The following is a 25,055-nucleotide window of genomic DNA, read 5'->3' as shown; positions in this document are numbered from 1 at the left end:
ATGCCTTCGCTTTTTTGCCTCGTCAAACGTTTTGTAGTGCTTTTTTTCAAGCACTACATCTTTCGTCTAATACGACTAATCAGTCAGTTTTCGGTGGTTTAGTCCAACGCGTCGACTTTCACCTTCAAGGTCATGTCATCCCGGCCTTGAGTCGAGTAGCTGCGGGCCAGGCCCTGTTTGTCGGCCTGAGTCTGGCGATTCACGCCGGCCAGAGTGATCCACTCGCCGAGGCGTCCGCTGACGGTTGTGTCGGTACTTTGCACGTTCACTACATCGGGACGTTCCTGGCTCATACGGTCACGATTGGTCGTGATTGCCAGGTGAACGATGTCGCCGGTGACGCTGGCGGTGACGTAGAAACCCTGGGTGACGTTGCGGTACTCGGTCTGGCTGTTGTAATCGCCGTAGGAGTTGCTCTGGCTGCTGGTGATCGGCACGCTCTGGCCGACCTGGATCAGCGCCGGCATGCCGTCGGTGGCCTGGACTTGCTGGACGCCGCCGTCACGGCTGGCGGTGCTGCGGCTGATGATGCGGGTCTGCGCGCCATTGACCGAATAACCTTCATCGCCACGGCCGTTGTTTTCATTGGTGTCGACAGTGATCAGCAGGCGTTTTGGCGCGGTGTCGAGCTGAGTGATCAGCGTCTTGAGTTCCTCGATCTTGTCCGGCTCGGCCTTGATGATCAGTTGATTGCCATAGGCGCTGACCTGGCCGTCCTTGCCGATGAAGTCTTGCGCCATCGGCAGCATGTCGGCGCTGGTGCGGTACTTGAGGGGGACGACTTCTGTGGCTGCCATCACCGAAAAACTGCAGCCGAGCAGCAGGGTGGTGAGCAGGGTGCGTAGGGACATGTCCGTTATCTCCGCTTTCGAAAGGCTTGATATTGCCAGTTTGTCGGCCCGGGGTGGGGCAAGTTGAATCCAAGACAGCAAAACGCCCCGGCATCGGTGGATGTCGGGGCGTTTGCTGAAGTTTGCATATTGCTCTTGTGGCGAGGGGATTTATCCCCGATGGGCTGCGCAGCAGACCCAAAATTTTAGGGCCGCTTCGCGCCCCATCGGGGATAAATCCCCTCGCCACAAGGTTTCATTCAGCTAGCGGTTGGGCCGAATGGCGAACCATATCAACGTGCGGAATCCCTGCTTCCAGGAACTCCTCACTGACCAGGCTGAAACCCAGGCGCTCATAAAACGCCGTGGCCTGCACCTGAGCGCTGAGCATCTGCTGTTTCAGACCGCGCGCTTCAGCTTCAGCGATGACCGCTTGCATCAGCGCATCACCGACCTTAATGCCGCGCCAGTCTTTGAGCACCGACACCCGGCCGATGTGCCCGTCGGGCAACAGTCGTGCGGTGCCGATCGGGAAGTCGCCTTCAAACGCCAGAAAGTGCACGGCGCTCGCGTCATCCGCGTCCCACTCCAGCTCAGGTGGCACCGATTGCTCAGCGATGAATACCGTCTCACGAATGCGGCGGATCTCGGCGATGTCCTTTTGCCAATCTGCGACACGTACGCGAATCTTATTCATCGGCGAACCCCAGGCTCCCTTGCTTGACCAGCTCGCACAGCAGGCCACGACCGTCTTCGTCGTTCAGCCACTCGCCGAGGTTGTCGACATGCAAGGCATCTGCGGCGCAGATCAGTTTCAGCAGCTCGCGCAGTTTGCCCGGCAGGTAACGGCTCTGGCCGCTGGCGAACAGCAGCAAGTCGTCATCGACTTCCGACCACGCCAGACGTGCGCTTGGATTGCGGATCAACACGGCGCCATCCTGCAGGGCGCTGAGGAAGTCTTCTTCCTCGACTTCTTCCGGGCCGACGACCAGTTCCGGGTAACGCGGCTCGGTCATGTACTGGCCGAACCAGGTCAGCAGCAGGCGCTCGTCGCTCATGTGTTCGGCGAGCAGGCTTTTCAGGCGATCCAGTGCGTCGTGTTGAATCTGATGCGGATCGACGGCTGGCTGCGCGTCGGCATCGGTGTAGCGCTCTTCATCGGTCAGGAACTGGCTGAGGAAGTCGGTGAAGTGGGTCAGCACTTCGGATGCGCTTGGTGCGCGGAAGCCGACCGAGTAGGTCATGCAGTTGTCGACAGCGACACCGCAGTGGGCCAGGCGCGGCGGCAGGTAAAGCATGTCGCCCGGTTCCAGAACCCATTCTTCGGTCTGTTCGAATTCAGCGAGGATGCGCAGGTCTGCGTGTTGCAGCAGCGGGCTCTCGGAATCGCACATCTGGCCGATTTTCCAGTTGCGCTTGCCGTGACCTTGCAGCAGGAACACGTCGTAGTTGTCGAAGTGCGGGCCAACGCTGCCACCCGGGGCGGCGTAACTGATCATCACGTCGTCGACGCGCCAGCTCGGCAGAAAGCGGAAGCTTTCCAGCAGCTCGCTGACTTCCGGAACGAACTGGTCGACTGCCTGAACGAGCAGGGTCCACTCTTTTTCCGGCAATTTGCTGAATTCGTCTTCAGCGAACGGGCCGCGGCGCAGCTCCCATGAGCGCTCGCCGTGCTCGATCACCAGGCGCGATTCAACTTCTTCTTCCAGGGCCAGGCCGGCCAGTTCGTCGGCGTCGATCGGGCTCTCGAAGTCAGGAATCGCCTGACGGATCAGCAGTGGCTTTTTCTGCCAGTAGTCGCGCAGGAATTCGCGCGCCGTGATGCCGCCCAGAAGTTGAAGAGGAATATCGGAATTCATATGTAACCTATTGAAAAAAAGCACTTTTCAGACGGGAATAAAAACGCCCGGCGCGGCCGGGCGTCTCAAACGGTTCAAGCGGTCGATCAGATGCGTTTGGCTTGCGCTACAGCGTTACCGATGTAGTTGGCCGGGGTCAGCTGTTTCAGCTCGGCTTTCGCTTCGGCTGGCATGTCCAGGCCGTCGATGAAAGTCTGCAACGCTTCAGGGCTGATGCCCTTGCCGCGGGTCAGTTCTTTCAGCTTTTCGTACGGGTTTTCGATGTTGTAGCGACGCATCACGGTCTGGATTGGCTCAGCCAGAACTTCCCAGCAAGCGTCCAGATCAGCGGCGATCTTCTGTGCATTCAGCTCAAGCTTGCTGATGCCTTTGAGGCTGGCTTCGTACGCGATCACGCTGTGGGCGAAGCCGACACCGAGGTTACGCAGTACGGTGGAGTCGGTCAGGTCGCGTTGCCAGCGGGAGATTGGCAGTTTGCTCGCCAGGTGCTGGAACAGCGCGTTGGCGATGCCCAGGTTGCCTTCGGAGTTTTCGAAGTCGATCGGATTGACCTTGTGCGGCATGGTCGACGAACCGATTTCGCCAGCGATGGTGCGCTGCTTGAAGTAACCCAGGGAGATGTAGCCCCAGATGTCACGGTCGAAGTCGATCAGAATAGTGTTGAAGCGCGCAATGGCGTCGAACAGCTCGGCGATGTAGTCGTGCGGCTCGATCTGAGTGGTGTACGGGTTGAAACCCAGACCCAGCTCGTCTTCGATGAAGGCGCGGGCGTTAGCTTCCCAGTCGATCTGCGGGTAAGCCGACAGGTGAGCGTTGTAGTTGCCGACAGCGCCGTTGATCTTGCCCAGCAGCGGAACGGCAGCGACTTGAGCGATTTGACGCTCGAGGCGGTAAACCACGTTCGCCAGCTCTTTACCCAGAGTGGTCGGGGAGGCTGGTTGGCCGTGGGTGCGCGACAGCATCGGCACGTCGGCGAAACGGATTGCCAGCTCGCGGATGGCTTCAGCGGTCTGACGCATCAGCGGCAGCATTACATCGTCACGGCCTTCGCGCAGCATCAGGGCGTGGGACAGGTTGTTGATGTCCTCGCTGGTGCAGGCAAAGTGGATGAATTCGCTGACAGCGGCCAGCTCAGGCAGCTTGGCGGCTTGCTCTTTGAGCAGGTATTCGATCGCCTTGACGTCGTGGTTGGTGGTGCGCTCGATCTCTTTGACGCGCTCGGCGTGCTCCAGCGAGAAGTTTTCAGCCAGTTCATTGAGAACGGCGTTGGCCTCGGCGGAGAAGGCTGGCACTTCAGGGATACCAGCGTGGGCGGCCAGGCGCTGGAGCCAGCGCACTTCAACCAGAACACGGGCACGGATCAGACCGTACTCGCTGAAAATCGGGCGCAGGGCCTGGGTTTTGCCGGCGTAGCGGCCGTCAACAGGGGAAACCGCAGTGAGCGAAGAAAGCTGCATGGGGTGTTCTCGGACAGTCGGGCAACGAAATGGGGCGCGTATCATACATGAAAAAATCCGCCGGTCCGTTGCCAACTGACCGGCGTATTACGCGTTACAGACTTCAAAGCATTTGTTGCAGGCGATTTACTCGCTGCGCATCAGCGGATACAGCTCTTTGAGCAGCTTGCGCCGGCTGACGACCAACTGCCAGCGATGGCCGCCGAGCTGACGCCACAGGCGCGCCGAGCGAATCCCGGCGAGCAGCAGGGCGCGAATCTTCGAGGCGTTGCTCGGCTGCTGCAGGTTGCGCATGTCGCCGTGCACCTGAATGCGCTGGCGCAGCGTGCTCAGGGTGTCCTGATACAGCGCGCCGCAGGCGGCAATGACGTTTTCGTGCGCCGGGCCGAAATGCTCGACCTGCGACTGGATCTGCGGCAGACGCTTGCCGATCACATCGAGCATGTCGTTGCGCTTGGCCAGTTGGCGCTCAAGACCGAGCATCGACAGGGCATAGCGCAACGGTTCGCGCTGCAATGTGCTCGGATCGCGTTCGAGAGCGCCGATCAATGCACGATAGCCTTCGCGCAGATTGAGGTCGTCGCCGCCGTACACGTCCAGCGTGTCTTTCGGGTCGCGTACCAACAGACTGCCGAGCATGCAGGTCAGGCCGGCTTCGCTGGTCTGGCCGCTTTTGGCGATCCGGTCGACCAGCACGGCGGCGAGAAATACGCCGCCCAGCGCCGTCAGTTGCTCCTGAGTCGGGCTCATGCCTGACCGCTCCATGGCTCGGCGACTTCGATCACGCCGCCGCCGAGGCAGATTTCACCGTCATAGAACACCACGGATTGGCCCGGTGTGACCGCGCGTTGCGGCTCATCGAACACGGCACGGTAGCCGGTTGCAGTCTGCTCCAGCGTGCAGGCCTGATCGCTCTGGCGATAGCGCACTTTGGCGGTCAGGCGACGTGGCTGGCTCAGATCGACCGGGTTGACCCAATAGATTTCCGAAGCGAGCAGGGCGCCGGAGAACAACCACGGATGGTTGTTGCCCTGGCCGACGATCAGCTCGTTGGTGTCCAGATCCTTGCGCAGCACGTACCACGGCTCGTCGCCGGCATCTTTCAGGCCGCCGATGCCCAGGCCCTGACGCTGACCGATGGTGTGGTACATCAAACCGTGGTGACGGCCGATGACTTCGCCTTCGGTGGTCTTGATCTCGCCCGGCTGTGCCGGCAGGTACTGCTTGAGAAAGTCGCTGAAGCGCCGTTCACCGATGAAGCAGATCCCTGTGGAATCCTTCTTCTTGGCAGTGGCCAGCTCGTATTTTTCGGCAATTGCGCGGACTTCAGGTTTTTCCAGCTCGCCGACCGGGAACAGAGTCTTGGCGATCTGTTCGCCGCCGACGGCGTGCAGGAAGTAGCTTTGATCCTTGTTCGCATCGAGGCCTTTGAGCAGCTCGGTGCGGCCGTCGATGTCACGGCGGCGCACGTAGTGGCCGGTGGCGATCAGGTCGGCGCCGAGCATCATGGCGTAGTCGAGGAACGCCTTGAACTTGATCTCGCGGTTACACAGGATGTCCGGGTTCGGCGTGCGCCCTGCCTTGTATTCGGCCAGGAAGTGCTCGAACACGTTGTCCCAGTACTCGGCAGCGAAGTTGGCGGTGTGCAGCTTGATGCCGATCTTGTCGCAGACAGCCTGGGCATCCGCCAGGTCGTCCATGGCGGTGCAGTATTCCGTTCCGTCGTCTTCTTCCCAGTTCTTCATGAACAGGCCTTCCACCGCGTAGCCCTGCTCGATCAGCAGGAGAGCGGAAACGGAAGAGTCCACGCCGCCGGACATGCCGACAATGACGCGCTTCTTGGATGTGTCAGAAGGGGCTGGATCACGCATAGGGATTCAATGAGTGTCTTTAAAAAGGACGCGATTCTATCAGGCTCGCGGCCTCAAGGCTAAAGAGAAGGGCGGATCAATTCGAGGCCGAAGTGATGGCCGGCCAGATAATCATCGATGCAACGGATGATCAGCTCGCTGCGCCAGTGTTCGCGCTGCTCGATTAATTCGTCGCGGGTCAGCCACTTGGCGCCGACAATGCCGTCGTCGAGCTGATAATCCGGGTGATGTTTCAGTGCTTTGGCGACGAAGCAGACGCGTTGATAGGTCACGCCGTTGCTGGGTGCGGTGTACAGGTAAATGCCGACCACGCCGGTGGGTTCGACGTCCCAGCCGGTTTCTTCGAGGGTTTCACGAATGGCGGCATCAATCAGTGTCTCGTCCGGATCGAGATGACCGGCGGGCTGGTTGAGCACGTTACGGCCGGCCTTGTGCTCTTCGACCATCAGAAAGCGACCGTTGTCCTCGACGATGGTGGCGACGGTGATGTGGGGGAGCCATTCCATAGGGTTTCCTCGGTAAAGTCTTCAGCGCATTGAAGATCAAAAGATCGCAGCCTTCGGCAGCTCCTACAAGGACCGGTGTAGGAGCTGCCGAAGGCTGCGATCTTTTGATCTTCGCCAAAAACACAAACCCCGGCACTTGGCCGGGGTTTGTGATGTTCCCTTTACAACCTTAAACCAGCGCAGCAATCGCCGCGTTGAGGGTTGCGCTTGGGCGCATGGCCTTGCTGATCAGCTCGGCATTGGCGTGGTAGTAACCGCCGATGTCGACTGGCTTGCCCTGAACGGCGTTGAGCTCGGCAACGATGGTTGCCTCGTTCTCGGTCAGAGTCTTGGCCAGCGTCGCGAACTGCGCTTGCAGTGCAGCGTCTTCGGTCTGGGCAGCCAGAGCCTGAGCCCAGTACATCGCCAGATAGAAGTGGCTGCCGCGGTTGTCGATGTTGCCGACTTTGCGCGATGGCGACTTGTTGTTGTCGAGGAACTGGCCAGTGGCCTGATCCAGGGTCTTGGACAGCACCAGTGCTTTCGGGTTGTTGTAGTTCACACCCAAATGCTCAAGCGAGGCTGCCAGGGCGAGGAACTCACCCAGCGAATCCCAACGCAGGAAGTTCTCTTCAACCAGTTGCTGCACGTGCTTCGGAGCCGAACCGCCGGCGCCGGTTTCGAACAGGCCACCGCCGTTCATCAGCGGCACGATCGACAGCATCTTGGCGCTGGTGCCCAGTTCCATGATCGGGAACAGGTCAGTCAGGTAGTCGCGCAGTACGTTGCCGGTCACCGAGATGGTGTCCTTGCCATCGCGGGTGCGCTGCAGGGTGAACTTCATTGCGTCGACCGGCGCCATGATCTGGATGTCCAGACCTGCGGTGTCGTGATCCTTCAGGTAAGCCTGAACTTTCTCGATCACTACGCCATCGTGAGCGCGCATTGGGTCCAGCCAGAAAATCGCTGGAGTGCTGCTGGCGCGAGCACGGTTGACGGCCAGTTTGACCCAGTCCTGGATCGGCGCGTCTTTGGTCTGGCACATGCGGAAGATGTCGCCGGCTTCAACAGCCTGTTCCATCAGCAGGGTGCCCTTGCTGTCGGTCACACGAACCACGCCGTCAGCCTTGATCTGGAAGGTCTTGTCGTGGGAGCCGTATTCTTCGGCTTTTTTAGCCATCAAGCCAACGTTTGGCACGCTGCCCATGGTGGTCGGATCGAAAGCACCGTTGGCTTTGCAATCTTCGATCACGGCCTGGTAGATGGTCGCGTAGCAGCGATCCGGGATCACAGCCTTGGTGTCGTGCAACTGACCGTCGGTGCCCCACATCTTGCCGGAGTCACGGATCATTGCCGGCATCGAGGCGTCGACGATAACGTCGCTCGGCACGTGCAGGTTGGTGATGCCTTTGTCGGAGTTGACCATCGCCAGCGACGGACGCGCAGCGTAGACCGCTGCCATGTCAGCTTCGATCTGCGCTTGTTGCTCGGCCGGCAGGGCCTTGATGCGAGCGTACAGATCGCCGATGCCGTTGTTCAGGTTGAAGCCGATCTGGGCCAGCACGTCAGCGTGCTTGGTCAGTGCGTCTTTATAGAACTCGGCAACGATCTGGCCGAACATGATCGGGTCGGAAACCTTCATCATGGTCGCTTTCAGGTGAACCGAGAGCAGCACGCCTTGAGCCTTGGCGCTTTCGATTTCAGCAGCGATGAACGAACGCAGGGCGTTTTTGCTCATCACGGCGCAGTCGAGAATCTCGCCAGCCTGAACGGTGGTTTTTTCTTTCAGGACGGTAGCGGTACCGTCTTTGGCGATCAGCTCGATTTTCACAGCGTCAGCGGCGTCGATCAGGGCAGCTTTTTCGCTGCCGTAGAAATCGCCGGTGCTCATGTGAGCGACGTGGGATTTGGAGTCTTTGGCCCAGGCGCCCATTTTGTGCGGGTGCTTGCGCGCATAGTTCTTGACCGACAGCGGTGCACGACGATCGGAGTTGCCTTCGCGCAGAACCGGGTTCACGGCGCTGCCCTTGATCTTGTCGTAACGCGCCTTGGCGTCTTTGTCGGCGTCGCTGGTCACGGTTTCCGGGTAGTCCGGCAGGTTGTAACCCTGAGCTTGCAGCTCTTTGATCGCAGCTTGCAGTTGAGGAACCGAAGCACTGATGTTCGGCAGCTTGATGATGTTGGCTTCAGGCGTAACGGCCAGGTCGCCCAGTTCGGCGAGGTGGTCGGCTACGGCTTTGTCACCCAGTTGCTCGGGGAAGCTGGCCAGGATGCGCGCTGCAAGAGAGATATCGCGGGTTTCCACGGCGATATCGGCCGAGGCGGTGTAGGCCTCGATGATCGGCAGCAGGGAATAGGTGGCGAGGGCTGGGGCTTCGTCGGTGAAGGTATAGATGATCTTCGAGCGGGTGGGCATATTCGGATTAACTCTCTCTTCTTTGCTAAGCGTGCGCAGAAACTCGAGGGGCGCCGGGTAAGCGCGTTCGTTCAAAGTCATCCATGAACCGAATGTCGAGAATCTTCGCGGTGATGTTGGGTGCATCGTTGAGCGTCGAGCAGTCAGGTTGCGATAACAACCTGGCTATAGGGCGGAAAGTCTCGTTCTAGACAGGCCAGCCGTCGTGACCCTGTGGTCAGCGGCCGGCATTATACATAGGTAGCTGGCAATCTGCCGATGGTTCATATGCAACGATTCTCGTCCATTGGTCTAAAGGTCGCAGGGCAGGGTGGGGCGTAGAGTCGTCGCGAATGCTTGAGTTTGGCGCTTTTCCCTTTGCTTTCAGGCTTGTACGAAACCAGATGTGCCTGCGCCGCGAACAGAGGGTTTGCGTGTTGATTTAACTGGGTTACGCTCGAACCAAGCCAGATGTTCAATCCAAACAATGGAGTTCAGCATGGGTTACAAGAAGATTCAGGTTCCAGCCGTCGGCGACAAAATCTCCGTCAATGCAGACCATTCTCTCAATGTTCCTGATAACCCGATCATCCCCTTCATCGAAGGTGACGGCATTGGTGTCGACATCAGTCCGGTGATGATCAAGGTTGTCGATGCTGCAGTTCAAAAGGCATACGGCGGCAAGCGCAAGATTTCCTGGATGGAAGTCTACGCCGGGGAAAAAGCCACTCAGGTTTACGATCAGGACACCTGGCTGCCTCAGGAAACCCTGGACGCAGTCAAGGATTACGTGGTTTCCATCAAAGGCCCGCTGACCACTCCGGTCGGTGGCGGCATCCGCTCGCTGAACGTGGCCCTGCGTCAGCAACTCGACCTCTACGTCTGTCTGCGCCCGGTGCGCTGGTTCGAAGGCGTGCCAAGCCCGGTGAAAAAGCCTGGCGACGTCGACATGACGATTTTCCGCGAGAACTCCGAAGACATCTACGCCGGTATCGAGTGGAAGGCCGGTTCGCCGGAAGCGACCAAGGTCATCAAATTCCTTAAAGAAGAAATGGGCGTCACCAAGATCCGTTTCGACGAAAACTGCGGCATCGGCGTCAAGCCGGTTTCCCTGGAAGGTACCAAGCGTCTGGCGCGCAAGGCTCTGCAATATGTGGTCGACAACGACCGCGATTCGCTGACCATCGTGCACAAAGGCAACATCATGAAGTTCACCGAAGGTGCCTTCAAAGAGTGGGCCTATGAGGTGGCGGCTGAAGAGTTCGGCGCGACCCTGCTCGACGGCGGCCCGTGGATGCAGTTCAAAAACCCGAAAACCGGCAAGAACGTTGTGGTCAAAGACGCCATCGCCGACGCCATGCTTCAGCAGATCCTGCTGCGCCCGGCCGAATACGATGTGATCGCGACCCTGAACCTCAACGGTGATTACCTCTCCGACGCCCTGGCAGCGGAAGTGGGCGGTATCGGTATTGCGCCGGGCGCCAACCTGTCCGACACCGTAGCGATGTTCGAAGCCACCCACGGGACCGCGCCGAAGTATGCCGGCAAGGACCAGGTCAACCCGGGTTCGTTGATTCTGTCGGCAGAAATGATGCTGCGGCACATGGGCTGGACCGAGGCGGCGGATCTGATCATCAAGGGCACCAACGGCGCCATCAGCGCCAAGACCGTGACCTATGACTTCGAACGTCTGATGGAGGGGGCCAAGCTGGTTTCGTCTTCGGGCTTCGGTGATGCGCTGATCTCGCACATGTAAGAGCAACACCCTGCAACAAAACCGCCCGGCTCGAAATAATCGAGCCGGGCGTTTTTTTTATGGCCGAAGGTGCTGTGCGTCAGCTGGTTACCTTTTGTTGCTTGGCATCGACGGGGGACGTTTCTTTTTCGGAATCGACGGCTCCAATCTTCACGGCGTGCAAGCCTTTTGGGCCTTGCACGATGTCGAATTTCACCACTTGCCCTGCCTTGAGGGTTTTGTACCCGTCCATTTCGATGGCGGAGTAGTGCGCAAAGAAATCAATGTCTTTGCCGTCTTCATCGCGACCTTCGCGGGCGTCGGTATTAATGAAACCGAACCCCTTGGCATTGTTGAACCATTTCACCTTGCCGACAGCCATGCTCAAATCCCTCTGCAACAGACTCCATCGCTGGAGTATCATCCAAGTCATCCGCAATCTAATCCGTTAAAAGGATTGACTCCGCGGATCTTTTTTACCCACTGTGGGCTCTATTGGTTGTAACACCGTTTTCCCGATAGTCAAGGTGACCGGGCAGTCGGAGTTGAAAACGTGGACAACCGCCCCCACCACTGTATTTGCACAACTGACGAACCTTTCTTTCCATGCATGCAATCAGCCAGATTCGACTAACATTCAATCAGGATCGCCCGACTCTCCAAAAGGATCACCCGGAGGAACGCGACGACGATTCGGCGGGCGTTGCTGTTCAGGAAGCAAAGCCTGCGTTACAGGCGCCGCCGATGTACAAGGTGGTTTTGTTCAACGATGACTACACACCGATGGATTTCGTCGTCGAAGTGCTCGAGGTGTTTTTTAACCTGAATCGCGAGCTGGCGACCAAGGTCATGCTGGCCGTTCACACAGAAGGACGGGCAGTATGTGGAGTGTTTACCCGCGACATCGCCGAGACAAAGGCCATGCAGGTCAACCAGTACGCCAGGGAAAGCCAGCATCCGCTACTCTGTGAAATCGAGAAGGACGGTTAATCGCCGACCACTTGGGTATGAGGTGAAGCTATGTTAAACCGCGAGCTCGAAGTCACCCTCAATCTTGCCTTCAAGGAGGCTCGTTCGAAACGTCATGAATTCATGACCGTCGAACACCTGCTGCTGGCCCTATTGGACAATGAGGCTGCCGCCACCGTTTTGCGTGCCTGCGGCGCGAACCTCGACAAACTCAAGCACGACCTGCAGGAGTTCATCGACTCCACCACGCCATTGATCCCCGTCCATGACGAAGATCGCGAAACCCAGCCAACCCTGGGCTTTCAGCGTGTCCTGCAACGTGCTGTTTTCCACGTACAGAGCTCGGGCAAGCGTGAAGTAACTGGCGCCAACGTGCTGGTTGCAATCTTCAGTGAGCAAGAGAGTCAGGCAGTGTTTCTGCTGAAACAGCAGAGCGTTGCGCGCATCGATGTCGTCAATTACATCGCGCACGGCATTTCCAAAGTGCCGGGGCATGGCGATCACTCTGAAGGTGAACAAGATATGCAGGACGACGAGGGCGGTGAGTCTTCTTCTTCAGGCAATCCTCTGGATGCTTATGCCAGCAACCTCAACGAACTGGCACGCCAGGGTCGTATCGATCCGTTGGTCGGACGCGAATTGGAAGTCGAGCGCGTCGCGCAGATTCTCGCGCGTCGTCGCAAGAACAATCCGCTGCTGGTAGGCGAGGCTGGCGTGGGTAAAACCGCGATTGCCGAAGGCCTGGCCAAGCGTATTGTCGACAACCAGGTGCCTGACCTGCTGGCTGGCAGCGTTGTTTATTCCCTTGATCTCGGTGCTCTGCTCGCGGGCACCAAGTATCGCGGCGATTTCGAGAAGCGCTTCAAGGCGCTACTCAATGAATTGAAAAAACGTCCGCAAGCCATTCTGTTCATCGACGAGATCCACACCATTATTGGTGCCGGTGCTGCGTCGGGTGGCGTGATGGATGCTTCGAACCTGCTCAAGCCTTTGCTCTCGTCTGGCGACATTCGTTGCATCGGTTCGACTACGTTCCAGGAATTTCGCGGCATCTTCGAGAAGGATCGTGCCCTCGCACGACGCTTCCAGAAGGTCGATGTCGTCGAGCCGTCGGTGGAAGACACCATCGGCATCCTGCGCGGCCTGAAGGGGCGCTTCGAAGCGCATCACAACATCGAGTACAGCGATGAGGCGTTGCGCGCCGCTGCCGAACTGGCTTCGCGCTACATCAATGACCGGCACATGCCGGACAAAGCCATCGACGTCATTGACGAAGCCGGCGCTTACCAGCGCCTGCAACCGGTCGAGAAACGCGCCAAGCGTATCGAAGTGCCGCACGTCGAAGACATCGTGGCGAAGATTGCACGGATTCCGCCGAAGCACGTCACCAGCTCCGACAAGGAACTGCTGCGTAACCTCGAGCGTGATCTGAAGCTGACGGTGTTTGGTCAGGATGCGGCGATCGATTCGCTGTCGACTGCGATCAAGCTGTCCCGTGCCGGCCTCAAGTCGCCAGACAAACCAGTCGGTTCGTTCCTGTTCGCAGGGCCAACCGGTGTCGGTAAAACCGAGGCCGCGCGACAATTGGCCAAGGCACTGGGTATTGAGCTGGTTCGCTTCGACATGTCCGAGTACATGGAGCGTCACACCGTATCGCGTCTGATCGGTGCGCCTCCGGGCTATGTCGGCTTTGATCAGGGCGGTCTGTTGACCGAGGCGATCACCAAGCAGCCGCATTGCGTATTGCTGCTCGATGAAATCGAGAAGGCGCACCCGGAAGTCTTCAACCTGCTGTTGCAGGTGATGGATCACGGCACGCTGACCGATAACAACGGGCGCAAGGCGGATTTCCGCAACGTAATCGTGATCATGACCACCAACGCCGGTGCCGAAACAGCCGCGCGTGCTTCGATTGGTTTCACTCATCAGGATCACTCGTCTGATGCAATGGAAGTGATCAAGAAGAGCTTCACGCCGGAATTCCGTAACCGTCTGGACACCATTATCCAGTTTGGTCGCCTCAGTCATGAGGTTATCAAGAGTGTGGTGGACAAGTTCCTTACCGAGCTTCAGGCGCAGCTGGAAGACAAGCGGGTGCTGTTGGAAGTGACCGACGCGGCGCGCAGTTGGCTGGCGGCCGGTGGTTACGACTCGGCAATGGGCGCACGGCCGATGGCGCGCCTGATCCAGGACAAGATCAAGCGTCCGCTAGCGGAGGAGATCCTGTTTGGCGAGTTGGCTGAGCATGGTGGTGTTGTGCATATCGATATCAAGGATGGTGAGATGACCTTTGACTTCGAAACCACGGCTGAGATGGCCTGACGGCCTGTTGTAAGCGAAAGGCGCCTTCGGGCGCCTTTTTGTTAGTTGTCGTTTGGGTTTTTTGGGTGAATATCCGTTGCTGCGGTGATGGCTTATTACGGTTTCGCCCTTACGGCGACTCACTTTTTTTCAAGCGCCAAAAAAAGTAAGCAAAAAACGCTTGCTCCTACGTGCGGCCCGCTCGCTGGGGCTCGGGGTCCCTTCGCTTCGGGATCGATCCGGGCGCAGCGTCTCCGGTTTGCTGCGCTGCACCTCCTCTCGCTGTGTTTGGCTTCGCCAAACGGTCGCTGCGCTCCCACCCCCGGATCAATCCCTCCACTCAGCCTTCCGACGTCGCCCGTGGATCAAGATCAAGAGCTGCAGCCGAGCTAACGCTCATCCTGTTGAGTGGTGAGGAGCGGGTGTTCGGATTTGATTTTGTAGTGGATTCGCCCCTCACCCCAACCCTCTCCCGGAGAGAGAGGGAGAGGGAGCCGATTTGTGTGCTTTTCAAAGCCTGAGTTCGACTCGGTATCGCACGTGGGCGTAGTTCGCCCAAGCACCCCGGTCAGTCCCTTCTCCCTCCGGGAGAGGGCTAGGGTGAGGGGCTCTTGATCTGGCTTTTGATCTGGCTTCGGCTTTTGATCTTTTGCCCCATCGGCAGGCCGAGCGAAGGTGTTCATCCGGGGGGGTAGGCGCGCAGCGCCGTGCGGCGAAGCCGCATTCATCGAGAGGAGGTGCAGCGAAGCAAACCGTAGGCGATGCCCCCGGATGGACACCGTAGCGAGGGAACACTGAGCCTAAGCGAAGTGCCGTACGCCGGGGCAAAGCCTTTTGGGTTACCTTTTCGGCGTTTGGAAAAGGTGACTCGCCGTAAGGGCGAAACCCTAATCAGCAACACCCGCAGCAACGGATATACACCCAAAACCCAAAACCCAAAACCCAAAACCCAAAATCCCAAACCCCAGACACAAAAACGCCCGGCATAAAGCCGGGCGTCTTGTATTGACCTGATTAGCGAGCGCGGTAAGTAATGCGCCCTTTGCTCAAGTCATAGGGCGTCAGCTCGACGCGCACTTTGTCACCGGTAAGAATACGAATGTAGTTCTTGCGCATCTTGCCGGAAATATGCGCGGTTACGACGTGCCCATTTTCCAACTCCACACGAAACATGGTGTTGGGCAGGGTGTCGACGACAGTGCCTTCCATTTCGAAGCTGTCTTCTTTCGACATGCAGTAAAGCCCTCGGTATCCAATGAATGGCCCGGTGCAACTGCGCCAGGCAAAAGCGGCGTGCATTGTGCCCGAAAAATGGTGTTTACGCCAAGGGGTTTACGGCTTGTCTTCAGTTCAGGATCACCCAGCGCTGATTAATCAACAGTTCGATGGGGCGATATTGGGTCTTGTAGTTCATCTTTTTGCAATTCTTGATCCAGTAACCGAGGTAGACCGCTTCAAGTCCGCGGCGCTGACTCTCGGCGATTTGCCACAGGATCGCGAAACGTCCCAGGCTGCGCCGTTCTTCGGCCGGTTCGTAAAAAGTGTAGACCGCCGACAAGCCGTTCGGCAGCAAATCGGTCACGGCTACCGCCAGCAACCGTCCGTCGAGTCGGAACTCGTAAAAGCGTGAGAAGGGCAGATCGCGCACCAGAAAAGTCGAGAATTGATCCCGGCTCGGCGGGTACATGTCGCCGTCGGCGTGACGCTGTTCGATGTAGCGCTGGTACAGCTCAAAGTATTCTTCACTGAAACCCGGTTTCGCCGGCTGTATCTGCAAGTCGGCGTTGCGCTTGAAAATCCGTTTCTGCTGACGATTCGGGGTGAACTGCGCCACCGGGATGCGTGCAGGCACGCACGCATTGCAATTCTGGCAATGGGGGCGGTACAGATGATCGCCGCTACGACGAAAGCCCATTTCCGACAGGTCTGCGTAGACGTGCACATCCATGGGCTGACTAGGGTCGAGAAACAGGGTCGTGGCCTGTTCCTCGGGCAGATAGCTGCAAGAGTGAGGCTGAGTGGCATAGAACTTCAACCGCGCCAACTCGGTCATGATCAACCCTCGGGATAAGCTGGTGAATTAAGTGTAAGCCACGCGCGCAAAAGTCGCTCAGCAAACCCAGGTGGCACGATTGGGTTGATCCAGATGCCGTGCCAGATAATCCGCAAATTCGTGGCGGGGAATCGCCCGGGCGCCGAGGCTCTGCAGGTGGTCGGTCGGCATCTGGCAGTCGATCAGCACGAATCCTGACTCTTGCAGATGCCGGACCAGCGTGGCAAAACCGTACTTGGAGGCATTGTCTGCGCGGCTGAACATCGATTCACCAAAAAAAAGCTGCCCCATCGCCAGCCCGTATAGGCCACCGACCAGTTCGCCCTGATCCCACACTTCCACCGAATGAGCGAAGCCGCGCCGGTGCAGTTCAACGTAGGCGTCTTGCATGGCCTCAGTGATCCAGGTGCCGTCGGCGTAATCCCGTGGCGCGGCGCAGGCGCGGATCACGGCTTCGAAGTCCTGATCGAAAGTCACCTCATAGCGCTCCTTGCGCAGCAATTTGCCCAGACTGCGCGAAACATGCAGTTCGTCGGGAAACAGCACGGTGCGAGGATCAGGCGACCACCAGAGAATCGGCTGGCCTTCGGAAAACCACGGAAAGCAGCCATGGCGATACGCCTGGATCAGGCGGTCGGCGGAGAGGTCGCCACCGGCGGCGAGCAATCCGTTGGGTTCGCGCATGGCCTTTTCCAGCGGCGGAAAAGTCAGGGAATTACGTTGTAACCAAGTCAGCATGGCATCCAGGCTTGCAGAAGGGGAGGGCGGCGCGGGCTGTTCTGCCCGCAGTAAAGTGTGCCGCGAAATGCGGCGAATGTCGTGCCGATCCTGATCGACATTCGCGGTGTTGCAACTTGGCGCGCTGGATGCGGTCGTAAGCGAGCGCTGTGCGCCGGCCTGGAACATGTCTGCAGCGGGCCTGGCGGGCGATCTGCGGCAGTTCGCAGGGGCTGGGTGTCAGTGCTTCGCTACGTTCATCAAATACACCTCATAAGCCTTTGTCACAAAAGACAATGCATGCTCAAATTGAGTCGCAGGTCTTGTGCGCTTGGCTATGCTCAATGCTGCGGGTCTGAAGCATGGCATCGGACGCACAAACCCGTACAATGCCGGGCTGTTACAGAATATTCGCTGGGCCACGTGTTTATAGCTGTGTATGTAAAAGCCGCGGCTCAGTGTTAAAAGTAGTCTCAGTTGTGCCCGTCAACTTTTTTACCTGCCTGGATTGGGCAGTTTTTTATCGTCATTCAATAGATGGACGCGCCTCGGGCGCAGGAAAAGTAGCGTTTTGAAGAAATCCACCGAAGCACCAAAAACAGTCGTTCCGCTCTGGCGCCAACAGTTGCACTACCGGCTCAAGGAAGGTGCATTGATCGCCATCGGCGCGCTGTGCCTGTTCCTGATGATGGCTTTGCTGACCTACGGCAAGGACGATCCGGGCTGGAGCCACAACAGCAAGATCGACGACGTGCAGAACTTCGGCGGCCCGGCGGGCTCCTACAGCGCCGACATCCTGTTCATGGTGCTCGGTTACTTCGCCTACATCTTTCCGTTGCTGCTGGCGGTCAAGGCCTATCAGATCTTCCGTCAGCGCCACGAGCCATGGCAGTGGAGCGGCTGGCTGTTCTCCTGGCGCCTGATCGGTCTGGTGTTTCTGGTGCTGTCCGGCGCGGCGCTGGCACATATCCATTTTCACGCGGCCACCGGTCTGCCAGCCGGCGCGGGTGGTGCGCTGGGCGAAAGCCTTGGCGATCTGGCGAAGAACGCATTCAATATTCAGGGCAGCACGTTGCTGTTCATTGCGCTGTTTCTGTTCGGCCTGACGGTGTTCACCGACCTGTCGTGGTTCAAGGTGATGGACATCACCGGCAAGATCACCCTCGACCTGTTCGAACTGTTTCAGGGCGCGCTCAACCGCTGGTGGTCGGCACGCACCGAGCGCAAGCAACTGGTTGCGCAACTGCGTGAAGTCGATGATCGCGTACATGATGTGGTCGCACCGACAGTCACCGACAAGCGTGAACAGGCCAAGGTCAAGGAACGCCTGATCGAACGTGAGCAGGCGCTGAGCAAGCACATGTCCGATCGCGAGAAACAGGTGCCGCCGGTCATCGCCCCGGCGCCGACCAAAGCGCCGGAGCCGAGCAAGCGCGTGCAGAAAGAGAAACAGGCACCGTTGTTTGTCGACAGTGCTGTGGAAGGCACCTTGCCGCCGATCTCGATCCTTGATCCTGCGGAAAAGAAACAACTCAATTACTCGCCGGAGTCGCTGGCAGCGGTCGGCCACTTGCTGGAGATCAAGCTCAAGGAGTTCGGCGTCGAAGTCACCGTAGACTCGATCCATCCGGGCCCGGTGATCACCCGTTACGAAATCCAGCCGGCTGCGGGCGTCAAGGTCAGCCGTATCTCCAACCTGGCAAAAGACCTGGCGCGTTCCCTGGCGGTGACCAGTGTGCGGGTGGTCGAGGTCATTCCCGGCAAGACTACCGTCGGTATCGAGATTCCCAACGAAGACCGGCAGATCGTGCGCTTCTCCGAAGTGCTGTCGACGCCCGAGTACGACAACTTCAAATCGCCGGTCACGCTGGCGCTGGGGCACGACATTGGCGGCAAACCGGTTATCACTGACCTGGCCAAGATGCCGCACTTGCTGGTGGCCGGTACGACCGGTTCCGGTAAGTCGGTGGGTGTGAACGCGATGATTCTGTCGATCCTGTTCAAGTCCGGCCCGGAAGACGCCAAGCTGATCATGATCGACCCGAAGATGCTCGAGCTGTCGATCTACGAAGGCATTCCGCACCTGCTGTGCCCGGTAGTGACCGACATGAAGGACGCCGCCAACGCCTTGCGCTGGAGCGTCGCCGAGATGGAACGTCGCTACAAGCTGATGGCGAAGATGGGCGTGCGTAACCTGTCCGGCTTCAACGCCAAGGTCAAGGAAGCCCAGGACGCCGGCGAGCCGCTGAGCGATCCTCTGTACAAGCGCGAAAGCATTCACGACGAAGCACCGTTGCTGCAAAAGCTGCCGACTATTGTCGTGGTCGTCGACGAATTCGCCGACATGATGATGATCGTCGGCAAGAAGGTTGAAGAGCTGATCGCCCGTATCGCCCAGAAGGCGCGTGCGGCGGGTATTCACTTGATTCTCGCGACACAGCGGCCGTCGGTGGACGTGATCACCGGTCTGATCAAGGCCAACATTCCGACCCGTATGGCGTTTCAGGTATCGAGCAAGATCGACTCGCGAACCATCATCGACCAGGGCGGCGCCGAACAACTGCTCGGCCACGGTGACATGCTCTACATGCCGCCGGGCACCAGTCTGCCGATCCGGGTTCACGGTGCGTTCGTGTCCGACGAAGAAGTCCATCGTGTGGTCGAAGCGTGGAAGCTGCGCGGCGCCCCGGAATACAACGACGACATCCTCAACGGTGTCGAAGAGGCGGGCAGCGGCTTTGAAGGCAGCAGCGGTGGCGGCGACGGTGACGATCCTGAGGCGGACGCACTGTATGACGAAGCCGTGCAGTTCGTGCTGGAAAGCCGCCGCGCATCGATCTCCGCTGTACAACGCAAGCTGAAGATCGGCTACAACCGCGCCGCGCGAATGATCGAAGCCATGGAAATGGCCGGCGTCGTCACATCAATGAACACCAACGGTTCGCGTGAAGTCCTGGCCCCGGGCCCGGTACGCGACTGATAACAAAGCAAGAGGCGGGACAATGATGTTCCGCCGCTCTCCCACGAGTATTCAAGAGGACTCCCATGCGTCTTATCCGCATGCTGTTGCCAGTACTGGCGTTGACCACCCTCACGGCCCACGCCGATGACAAGGACGTGGCGCGTCTGACCCAATTGCTGGAAACATCCAAGACCCTGAGCGCAAACTTCTCGCAGCTGACCCTCGATGGCGGCGGCACGCAGTTGCAGGAAACCACTGGCAACATGACCTTGCAGCGTCCGGGCCTGTTCTACTGGCACACCAATGCGCCGGCCGAGCAGACCATGGTTTCCGACGGCAAGAAAGTCACCCTGTGGGACCCGGATCTTGAGCAGGCAACCATCAAGAAGCTCGACGAGCGTCTGACCCAGACCCCGGCGCTGCTGCTGTCCGGTGACGTGTCGAAGATCAGCCAGAGCTTCGACATCAGTGCGAAAGAGGCGGGCGGCGTGATCGATTTCACCCTCAAGCCGAAAACCAAGGACACCCTGTTCGACAACCTGCGCCTGTCGTTCCGCAACGGTCTGCTCAACGACATGCAACTGATCGACAGCGTTGGTCAGCGCACCAACATCCTGTTCACCGGGGTGAAGGCCAACGAGCCGGTGCCGGCGTCGAAGTTCAAGTTCGACATCCCTAAGGGCGCTGACGTTATTCAGGAATAAACCCCCGGCGCCGTGTGTGTCGGGGCCTTTGTGGTGAGGGCCTGGTATTGAGGGGCTCTTGTGGCGAGGGGATTTATCCCCGATGGGCCGCGAAGCGGCCCCAAAACCTGCATTCAAGTTCTTTCTGACACACCGCATCGATTGGTTTTACGACTGCTTCGCAGCCGATCGGGGATAAATCCCCTCGCCACAGGGTCATCAACAGGTTTCAGAAAATCAGAGGTTTCAACGCTACGTGATGGATCTGTTTCGCAGTGCACCGATTGCCCAGCCGCTGGCCGCGCGTTTGCGTGCGACCAATCTGGACGAGTACGTCGGTCAGGAGCACCTGCTGGCTCGCGGCAAACCTCTGCGTGAGGCGCTGGAGCAGGGTGCTCTGCATTCGATGATTTTCTGGGGGCCGCCGGGCGTGGGTAAAACCACGCTGGCGCGGTTGCTCGCGGAAGTCTCGGATGCGCACTTCGAAACGGTCTCGGCGGTGCTCGCCGGGGTCAAGGAGATCCGTCAGGCCGTTGAAATCGCCAAGCAGCAGGCCGGCCAGTACGGCAAGCGCACGATTCTGTTCGTCGATGAAGTGCACCGTTTCAACAAGTCCCAGCAGGACGCGTTCCTGCCGTACGTTGAAGACGGCACGCTGATCTTCATCGGCGCCACCACTGAAAATCCTTCGTTTGAACTCAACAACGCGCTGTTGTCGCGGGCCCGCGTCTACGTTCTGAAGAGCCTCGACGAAGCGGCGCTGCGCAAATTGGTGCATCGCGCGCTGACGGAAGAGCGCGGCTTGGGCAAACGTAACCTGACGTTGAACGACGAAGGCTTCCAGATGCTGCTGTCCGCCGCCGATGGTGATGGCCGGCGTCTGCTCAATCTGCTGGAAAACGCCTCCGACCTTGCCGAAGACGACAGCGAGATCGGCACCGAACTGTTGCAAAGTCTGCTCGGCGACACCCGTCGGCGTTTCGACAAGGGCGGTGAAGCGTTCTACGACCAGATCTCCGCGCTGCATAAATCGGTGCGCGGCTCCAATCCCGACGGTGCGTTGTACTGGTTCGCGCGGATGATCGACGGCGGTTGTGATCCGCTGTACCTGGCCCGGCGCGTGGTGCGTATGGCCAGCGAAGACATCGGCAACGCCGACCCCCGCGCCCTCAGCCTGTGTCTGGCTGCATGGGAAGTGCAGGAGCGCCTCGGCAGCCCGGAAGGCGAGTTGGCGGTGGCCCAGGCCATCACCTATCTGGCCTGTGCGCCAAAAAGCAACGCGGTGTACATGGGCTTCAAGACCGCACTGCGCGCCGCCGCGGAAAACGGCTCGCTGGAAGTGCCATTGCACCTGCGCAACGCGCCGACCAAATTGATGAAACAACTGGGTTATGGCGATGAATACCGCTACGCCCACGACGAGCCGGACGCCTACGCCGCCGGCGAAGACTATTTTCCGGAAGAGCTTGAGCCGATCCCGTTCTATCAGCCAGTGCCCCGAGGCCTTGAGTTGAAGATCGGCGAAAAGCTCAATCATCTCGCGCAACTCGATCGTTTAAGCCCAAGACAGCGGAGAAAATAGTGATTCCATTGATTGTTGCGGTCTCCGTCGGCGGGGTCGCCGGCACGTTGTTGCGCTTCGCCACCGGCAATTGGGTCACCGCCAATTGGCCGCGGCACTTCTATACCGCGACGCTGGCCGTTAATATCGTGGGCTGTCTGCTGATCGGCGTGTTGTACGGCCTGTTTTTGATACGCCCGGAAGTGCCGATCGAGGTACGCGCCGGGTTGATGGTTGGCTTCCTCGGGGGGCTGACGACTTTTTCATCCTTTTCACTGGATACGGTGCGCCTGCTGGAAAGCGGGCAAGTACCGCTGGCTCTGGGCTATGCGGCACTCAGCGTATTCGGCGGGCTGCTCGCAACGTGGGCTGGCCTGTCTTTGACCAAACTTTGATAACGAGAAACCGACATGCTCGATTCCAAACTGTTACGTAGCAACCTTCAGGACGTAGCGGACCGCCTGGCTTCCCGTGGCTATGCCCTGGATACCGCGCGCATCGAAGCGCTGGAAGAACAGCGCAAGACCGTCCAGACCCGCACCGAAGCACTGCAGGCTGAGCGTAACGCGCGTTCCAAATCCATCGGTCAGGCCAAACAGCGCGGCGAAGACATCGCGCCGTTGATGGCGGACGTCGAGCGCATGGCAGGCGAATTGAGCGCCGGTAAAGTCGAACTGGACGCGATCCAGACCGAACTGGACTCGATCCTGCTCGGCATCCCGAACCTGCCGCACGAATCCGTTCCAGTCGGCAAAGACGAAGACGACAACGTTGAAGTGCGCCGCTGGGGTACGCCGACTGCGTTTGATTTTGAAGTCAAAGACCACGTAGCCCTGGGCGAGAAGTTCGGCTGGCTGGATTTTGAAACCGCCGCCAAGCTGTCCGGCGCACGTTTCGCCCTGTTGCGTGGCCCGATTGCTCGTCTGCACCGCGCACTGGCGCAGTTCATGATCAACCTGCACGTCAACGAGCACGGCTATGAAGAGGCCTACACGCCTTATCTGGTCCAGGCCCCGGCGCTGCAAGGCACCGGTCAACTGCCGAAGTTCGAAGAAGACCTGTTCAAGATCGCCCGCGAAGGCGAAGCCGATCTGTACCTGATCCCGACCGCCGAAGTGTCGCTGACCAACATTGTTGCTGGCGAAATCGTCGATTCGAAACTGCTGCCGATCAAGTTCGTTGCGCACACGCCGTGCTTCCGTAGCGAAGCGGGCGCGTCGGGTCGTGACACCCGCGGCATGATCCGTCAGCACCAGTTCGACAAAGTTGAAATGGTCCAGATCGTTGAGCCATCGACTTCGATGGAAGCGCTGGAAGGCCTGACTGCCAACGCCGAGAAAGTCCTGCAGTTGCTGGGCCTGCCTTACCGCACCCTGGCGCTGTGCACTGGCGACATGGGCTTCAGCGCGGTCAAGACTTACGACCTCGAAGTGTGGATCCCGAGCCAGGACAAGTACCGCGAAATTTCGTCGTGCTCCAACTGCGGCGATTTCCAGGCCCGTCGCATGCAGGCGCGTTTCCGCAACCCGGAAACCGGCAAGCCTGAGCTGGTACACACCCTGAATGGCTCTGGCCTGGCGGTCGGTCGTACCCTCGTTGCCGTGCTGGAAAACTATCAGCAGGCCGACGGTTCGATCCGCGTGCCGGACGTACTGAAGCCGTACATGGGTGGCCTTGAGGTCATCGGCTAAATGAAATATCTGCCGCTGTTTCACAACCTGCGCGGCAGTCGTGTGTTGGTCGTCGGTGGGGGGGAAATTGCCTTGCGCAAATCCCGCCTGCTGGCCGACGCCGGTGCGCTGCTGCGGGTGGTCGCACCTGAAATCGAAACGCAACTGCGTGAATTGGTGGTCGCCAGCGGTGGCGAGTGCCTGTTGCGCGGTTACGCCGAAGCGGATCTGGACAGCTGCGTGCTGATTATCGCCGCCACCGACGACGAAACGCTGAATGCACAGGTCTCCACCGATGCTCATCGGCGTTGCGTGCCGGTCAACGTGGTCGATGCGCCTGCCTTGTGCAGCGTGATCTTCCCGGCCATCGTCGACCGCTCGCCGCTGATTGTCGCGATCTCCAGCGGCGGCGACGCGCCGGTGCTGGCCCGTTTGATCCGCGCCAAGATCGAAACCTGGATTCCTTCCACCTACGGCCAATTGGCCGGTCTGGCGGCGCGTTTCCGCAATCAGGTGAAAAACCTGTTTCCGGATGTGCAGCAGCGTCGCGGGTTCTGGGAAGACGTCTTTCAAGGCCCGATTGCCGATCGGCAACTGGCCGGCCAAGGCTCTGAAGCCGAACGGCTGTTGCAAGCCAAGATCGACGGCGAAGCGACCATCACCACCGGTGAGGTGTATCTGGTCGGCGCAGGTCCAGGCGATCCGGATTTGCTGACCTTCAAGGCTTTACGTCTGATGCAACAAGCCGATGTGGTGTTGTACGACCGTCTGGTCGCACCGGCGATTCTTGACCTGTGCCGTCGCGATGCCGAGCGGGTTTACGTCGGCAAGCGCCGCGCCGATCACGCTGTGCCGCAGGATCAGATCAATCAGCAACTGGTCGATCTGGCCAAGGCCGGCAAGCGGGTGGTGCGGTTGAAGGGCGGCGATCCGTTTATTTTCGGCCGTGGTGGCGAAGAGATTGAAGAGCTGGCGGCCCACGGCATTCCATTTCAAGTGGTGCCGGGCATTACCGCGGCGAGCGGTTGCGCGGCGTATGCCGGGATTCCGCTGACTCATCGCGATCACGCGCAGTCGGTGCGATTTGTCACCGGGCATTTGAAGGACGGCTCCACCGATCTACCGTGGGCCGACCTTGTCGCGCCGGCGCAGACGCTGGTGTTCTACATGGGCCTGGTGGGCTTGCCGGTCATTTGCGAGCAGTTGATCAAGCATGGTCGCTCGGCGGATACCCCGGCGGCGTTGATTCAGCAGGGCACTACGGTCAATCAGCGGGTCTTTACTGGCACGCTGGCCGATTTGCCGCGTTTGGTGGCGGAGCATGAAGTGCATGCGCCGACATTGGTGATCGTCGGTGAAGTGGTGCAGCTGCGCGAGAAACTGGCGTGGTTTGAAGGTGCTCAGGCGCAAGTCTGAGTCAAAGCAAAAAGATCACAGCTTTCGGCAGCTCCTACAGGGAACGCATTCTCATGTAGGAGCTGCCGAAGGCTGCGATCTTTTGCTTTTG

General features: G+C 59.1%; 21 protein-coding genes. 9 read left to right on the top strand and 12 right to left on the bottom strand.

The genetic code is table 11. The features are described 5' to 3' along the window. Nucleotides 1-98: 98 nt before the first annotated feature. The 8 genes from ICA15_RS09095 to ICA15_RS09060 all read right to left on the bottom strand — a co-directional run bounded on the left by ICA15_RS09095 (nt 99) and on the right by ICA15_RS09060 (nt 8,918). Nucleotides 99-851 carry a secretin N-terminal domain-containing protein gene (locus ICA15_RS09095; protein WP_150604174.1) on the bottom strand — a complete coding sequence of 251 codons (753 nt, stop codon included), beginning with the start codon at nt 849-851 and terminating at the stop codon, nt 99-101. Nucleotides 852-1,086: 235 nt separating this feature from the next. Further along, a complete protein-coding gene (locus tag ICA15_RS09090) occupies nt 1,087-1,527 on the bottom strand; it encodes a GNAT family N-acetyltransferase (RefSeq protein ID WP_210553062.1) in 441 nt (146 codons plus the stop codon). Continuing rightward, nucleotides 1,520-2,689: a cupin domain-containing protein gene (locus ICA15_RS09085; protein ID WP_210553061.1), complete on the bottom strand. Its 1,170-nt coding sequence runs from the start codon at nt 2,687-2,689 to the stop codon at nt 1,520-1,522. The genes ICA15_RS09090 and ICA15_RS09085 overlap by 8 nt, the downstream gene beginning before the upstream one ends. An 86-nt stretch (nt 2,690-2,775) precedes the next feature. Further along, a complete protein-coding gene (gene purB, locus ICA15_RS09080; RefSeq protein ID WP_150604176.1) occupies nt 2,776-4,146 on the bottom strand; it encodes an adenylosuccinate lyase in 1,371 nt (456 codons plus the stop codon). Between the two features lie 126 nt (nt 4,147-4,272). Next, nucleotides 4,273-4,896: a high frequency lysogenization protein HflD gene (hflD, locus tag ICA15_RS09075; protein ID WP_210553060.1), complete on the bottom strand. Its 624-nt coding sequence runs from the start codon at nt 4,894-4,896 to the stop codon at nt 4,273-4,275. Then, the gene (gene mnmA, locus ICA15_RS09070; RefSeq protein WP_150604178.1) at nt 4,893-6,017 is read right to left on the bottom strand and encodes a tRNA 2-thiouridine(34) synthase MnmA; all 1,125 of its coding nucleotides are present in this window, start codon (nt 6,015-6,017) and stop codon (nt 4,893-4,895) included. The genes hflD and mnmA overlap by 4 nt, the downstream gene beginning before the upstream one ends. Nucleotides 6,018-6,076: 59 nt before the next feature. After that, nucleotides 6,077-6,523 carry an NUDIX hydrolase gene (locus ICA15_RS09065; protein ID WP_150604179.1) on the bottom strand — a complete coding sequence of 149 codons (447 nt, stop codon included), beginning with the start codon at nt 6,521-6,523 and terminating at the stop codon, nt 6,077-6,079. A 169-nt stretch (nt 6,524-6,692) separates the two neighbouring features. Then, nucleotides 6,693-8,918 carry an NADP-dependent isocitrate dehydrogenase gene (locus ICA15_RS09060; protein WP_150604218.1) on the bottom strand — a complete coding sequence of 742 codons (2,226 nt, stop codon included), beginning with the start codon at nt 8,916-8,918 and terminating at the stop codon, nt 6,693-6,695. Between the two features lie 478 nt (nt 8,919-9,396). On the opposite strand from ICA15_RS09060, the gene icd reads away from it, so the two are divergent. After that, a complete protein-coding gene (gene icd / locus ICA15_RS09055; RefSeq protein WP_150597244.1) occupies nt 9,397-10,653 on the top strand; it encodes an NADP-dependent isocitrate dehydrogenase in 1,257 nt (418 codons plus the stop codon). Nucleotides 10,654-10,732: 79 nt separating this feature from the next. On the opposite strand, the gene ICA15_RS09050 is transcribed toward icd, so the two are convergent. Then, nucleotides 10,733-11,014, bottom strand: coding sequence for a cold shock domain-containing protein (locus ICA15_RS09050; RefSeq protein ID WP_150615232.1), 282 nt, complete (start codon nt 11,012-11,014; stop codon nt 10,733-10,735). Nucleotides 11,015-11,238: 224 nt separating this feature from the next. Here ICA15_RS09050 and clpS point away from each other — a divergent pair, with 224 nt between their 5' ends. Then, on the top strand, nt 11,239-11,622 hold the full coding sequence (gene clpS / locus ICA15_RS09045) for an ATP-dependent Clp protease adapter ClpS (protein ID WP_042559854.1): 384 nt from the start codon (nt 11,239-11,241) through the stop codon (nt 11,620-11,622). Nucleotides 11,623-11,652: 30 nt separating this feature from the next. Beyond that, complete coding sequence (clpA, locus tag ICA15_RS09040; protein WP_047301913.1) at nt 11,653-13,923, top strand: ATP-dependent Clp protease ATP-binding subunit ClpA; 2,271 nt, start codon at nt 11,653-11,655, stop codon at nt 13,921-13,923. 993 nt (nt 13,924-14,916) lie between these two features. On the opposite strand, the gene infA is transcribed toward clpA, so the two are convergent. The 3 genes from infA to aat form a co-directional block, all read right to left on the bottom strand. Further along, a complete protein-coding gene (infA, locus tag ICA15_RS09035) occupies nt 14,917-15,135 on the bottom strand; it encodes a translation initiation factor IF-1 (RefSeq protein WP_002553999.1) in 219 nt (72 codons plus the stop codon). A 112-nt stretch (nt 15,136-15,247) separates the two neighbouring features. Continuing rightward, nucleotides 15,248-15,955 (bottom strand): arginyltransferase, encoded by a 708-nt coding sequence (locus ICA15_RS09030; protein WP_150604181.1) that lies wholly within the window; start codon nt 15,953-15,955, stop codon nt 15,248-15,250. Between the two features lie 57 nt (nt 15,956-16,012). After that, complete coding sequence (aat, locus tag ICA15_RS09025) at nt 16,013-16,693, bottom strand: leucyl/phenylalanyl-tRNA--protein transferase (RefSeq protein ID WP_210553059.1); 681 nt, start codon at nt 16,691-16,693, stop codon at nt 16,013-16,015. Nucleotides 16,694-17,243: 550 nt separating this feature from the next. Here aat and ICA15_RS09020 point away from each other — a divergent pair. The 6 genes from ICA15_RS09020 to cysG all read left to right on the top strand — a co-directional run bounded on the left by ICA15_RS09020 (nt 17,244) and on the right by cysG (nt 24,964). After that, entirely contained in the window at nt 17,244-19,652 is a 2,409-nt protein-coding gene (locus tag ICA15_RS09020; RefSeq protein ID WP_150604183.1) for a DNA translocase FtsK, read from the top strand. 65 nt (nt 19,653-19,717) lie between these two features. Continuing rightward, nucleotides 19,718-20,338 (top strand): outer membrane lipoprotein chaperone LolA, encoded by a 621-nt coding sequence (lolA, locus tag ICA15_RS09015; protein WP_042559849.1) that lies wholly within the window; start codon nt 19,718-19,720, stop codon nt 20,336-20,338. Between the two features lie 238 nt (nt 20,339-20,576). Further along, nucleotides 20,577-21,899, top strand: a complete 1,323-nt coding sequence (locus ICA15_RS09010) for a replication-associated recombination protein A (RefSeq protein WP_042559848.1) — start codon at nt 20,577-20,579, stop codon at nt 21,897-21,899. Further along, on the top strand, nt 21,899-22,273 hold the full coding sequence (gene crcB / locus ICA15_RS09005; RefSeq protein WP_150615234.1) for a fluoride efflux transporter CrcB: 375 nt from the start codon (nt 21,899-21,901) through the stop codon (nt 22,271-22,273). Before ICA15_RS09010 ends, crcB begins: the two co-directional genes overlap by 1 nt. A 15-nt stretch (nt 22,274-22,288) precedes the next feature. Next, a complete protein-coding gene (serS, locus tag ICA15_RS09000) occupies nt 22,289-23,569 on the top strand; it encodes a serine--tRNA ligase (protein WP_150592299.1) in 1,281 nt (426 codons plus the stop codon). Continuing rightward, complete coding sequence (cysG, locus tag ICA15_RS08995; RefSeq protein WP_210553058.1) at nt 23,570-24,964, top strand: siroheme synthase CysG; 1,395 nt, start codon at nt 23,570-23,572, stop codon at nt 24,962-24,964. Nucleotides 24,965-25,055 lie beyond the last annotated feature (91 nt).

This window comes from Pseudomonas sp. P116 (assembly GCF_020149425.1).
GTDB lineage: Bacteria > Pseudomonadota > Gammaproteobacteria > Pseudomonadales > Pseudomonadaceae > Aquipseudomonas > Aquipseudomonas anatoliensis.
The sequence above is the reverse complement of the archived record's forward strand: the minus strand, read 5'-3'. Positions and strand labels throughout refer to the sequence as shown.

What these genes read in the sequence shown, in the direction of transcription:
- ICA15_RS09095 (WP_150604174.1), bottom strand. Translation starts at nt 851, where the DNA reads ATGTCCCTACGCACCCTGCTCACCACCCTGCTGCTCGGCTGCAGTTTT.
- ICA15_RS09090 (WP_210553062.1), bottom strand. Translation starts at nt 1,527, where the DNA reads ATGAATAAGATTCGCGTACGTGTCGCAGATTGGCAAAAGGACATCGCC.
- ICA15_RS09085 (WP_210553061.1), bottom strand. Translation starts at nt 2,689, where the DNA reads ATGAATTCCGATATTCCTCTTCAACTTCTGGGCGGCATCACGGCGCGC.
- purB (WP_150604176.1), bottom strand. Translation starts at nt 4,146, where the DNA reads ATGCAGCTTTCTTCGCTCACTGCGGTTTCCCCTGTTGACGGCCGCTAC.
- hflD (WP_210553060.1), bottom strand. Translation starts at nt 4,896, where the DNA reads ATGAGCCCGACTCAGGAGCAACTGACGGCGCTGGGCGGCGTATTTCTC.
- mnmA (WP_150604178.1), bottom strand. Translation starts at nt 6,017, where the DNA reads ATGCGTGATCCAGCCCCTTCTGACACATCCAAGAAGCGCGTCATTGTC.
- ICA15_RS09065 (WP_150604179.1), bottom strand. Translation starts at nt 6,523, where the DNA reads ATGGAATGGCTCCCCCACATCACCGTCGCCACCATCGTCGAGGACAAC.
- ICA15_RS09060 (WP_150604218.1), bottom strand. Translation starts at nt 8,918, where the DNA reads ATGCCCACCCGCTCGAAGATCATCTATACCTTCACCGACGAAGCCCCA.
- icd (WP_150597244.1), top strand. Translation starts at nt 9,397, where the DNA reads ATGGGTTACAAGAAGATTCAGGTTCCAGCCGTCGGCGACAAAATCTCC.
- ICA15_RS09050 (WP_150615232.1), bottom strand. Translation starts at nt 11,014, where the DNA reads ATGGCTGTCGGCAAGGTGAAATGGTTCAACAATGCCAAGGGGTTCGGT.
- clpS (WP_042559854.1), top strand. Translation starts at nt 11,239, where the DNA reads ATGCATGCAATCAGCCAGATTCGACTAACATTCAATCAGGATCGCCCG.
- clpA (WP_047301913.1), top strand. Translation starts at nt 11,653, where the DNA reads ATGTTAAACCGCGAGCTCGAAGTCACCCTCAATCTTGCCTTCAAGGAG.
- infA (WP_002553999.1), bottom strand. Translation starts at nt 15,135, where the DNA reads ATGTCGAAAGAAGACAGCTTCGAAATGGAAGGCACTGTCGTCGACACC.
- ICA15_RS09030 (WP_150604181.1), bottom strand. Translation starts at nt 15,955, where the DNA reads ATGACCGAGTTGGCGCGGTTGAAGTTCTATGCCACTCAGCCTCACTCT.
- aat (WP_210553059.1), bottom strand. Translation starts at nt 16,693, where the DNA reads ATGCTGACTTGGTTACAACGTAATTCCCTGACTTTTCCGCCGCTGGAA.
- lolA (WP_042559849.1), top strand. Translation starts at nt 19,718, where the DNA reads ATGCGTCTTATCCGCATGCTGTTGCCAGTACTGGCGTTGACCACCCTC.
- ICA15_RS09010 (WP_042559848.1), top strand. Translation starts at nt 20,577, where the DNA reads ATGGATCTGTTTCGCAGTGCACCGATTGCCCAGCCGCTGGCCGCGCGT.
- serS (WP_150592299.1), top strand. Translation starts at nt 22,289, where the DNA reads ATGCTCGATTCCAAACTGTTACGTAGCAACCTTCAGGACGTAGCGGAC.
- cysG (WP_210553058.1), top strand. Translation starts at nt 23,570, where the DNA reads ATGAAATATCTGCCGCTGTTTCACAACCTGCGCGGCAGTCGTGTGTTG.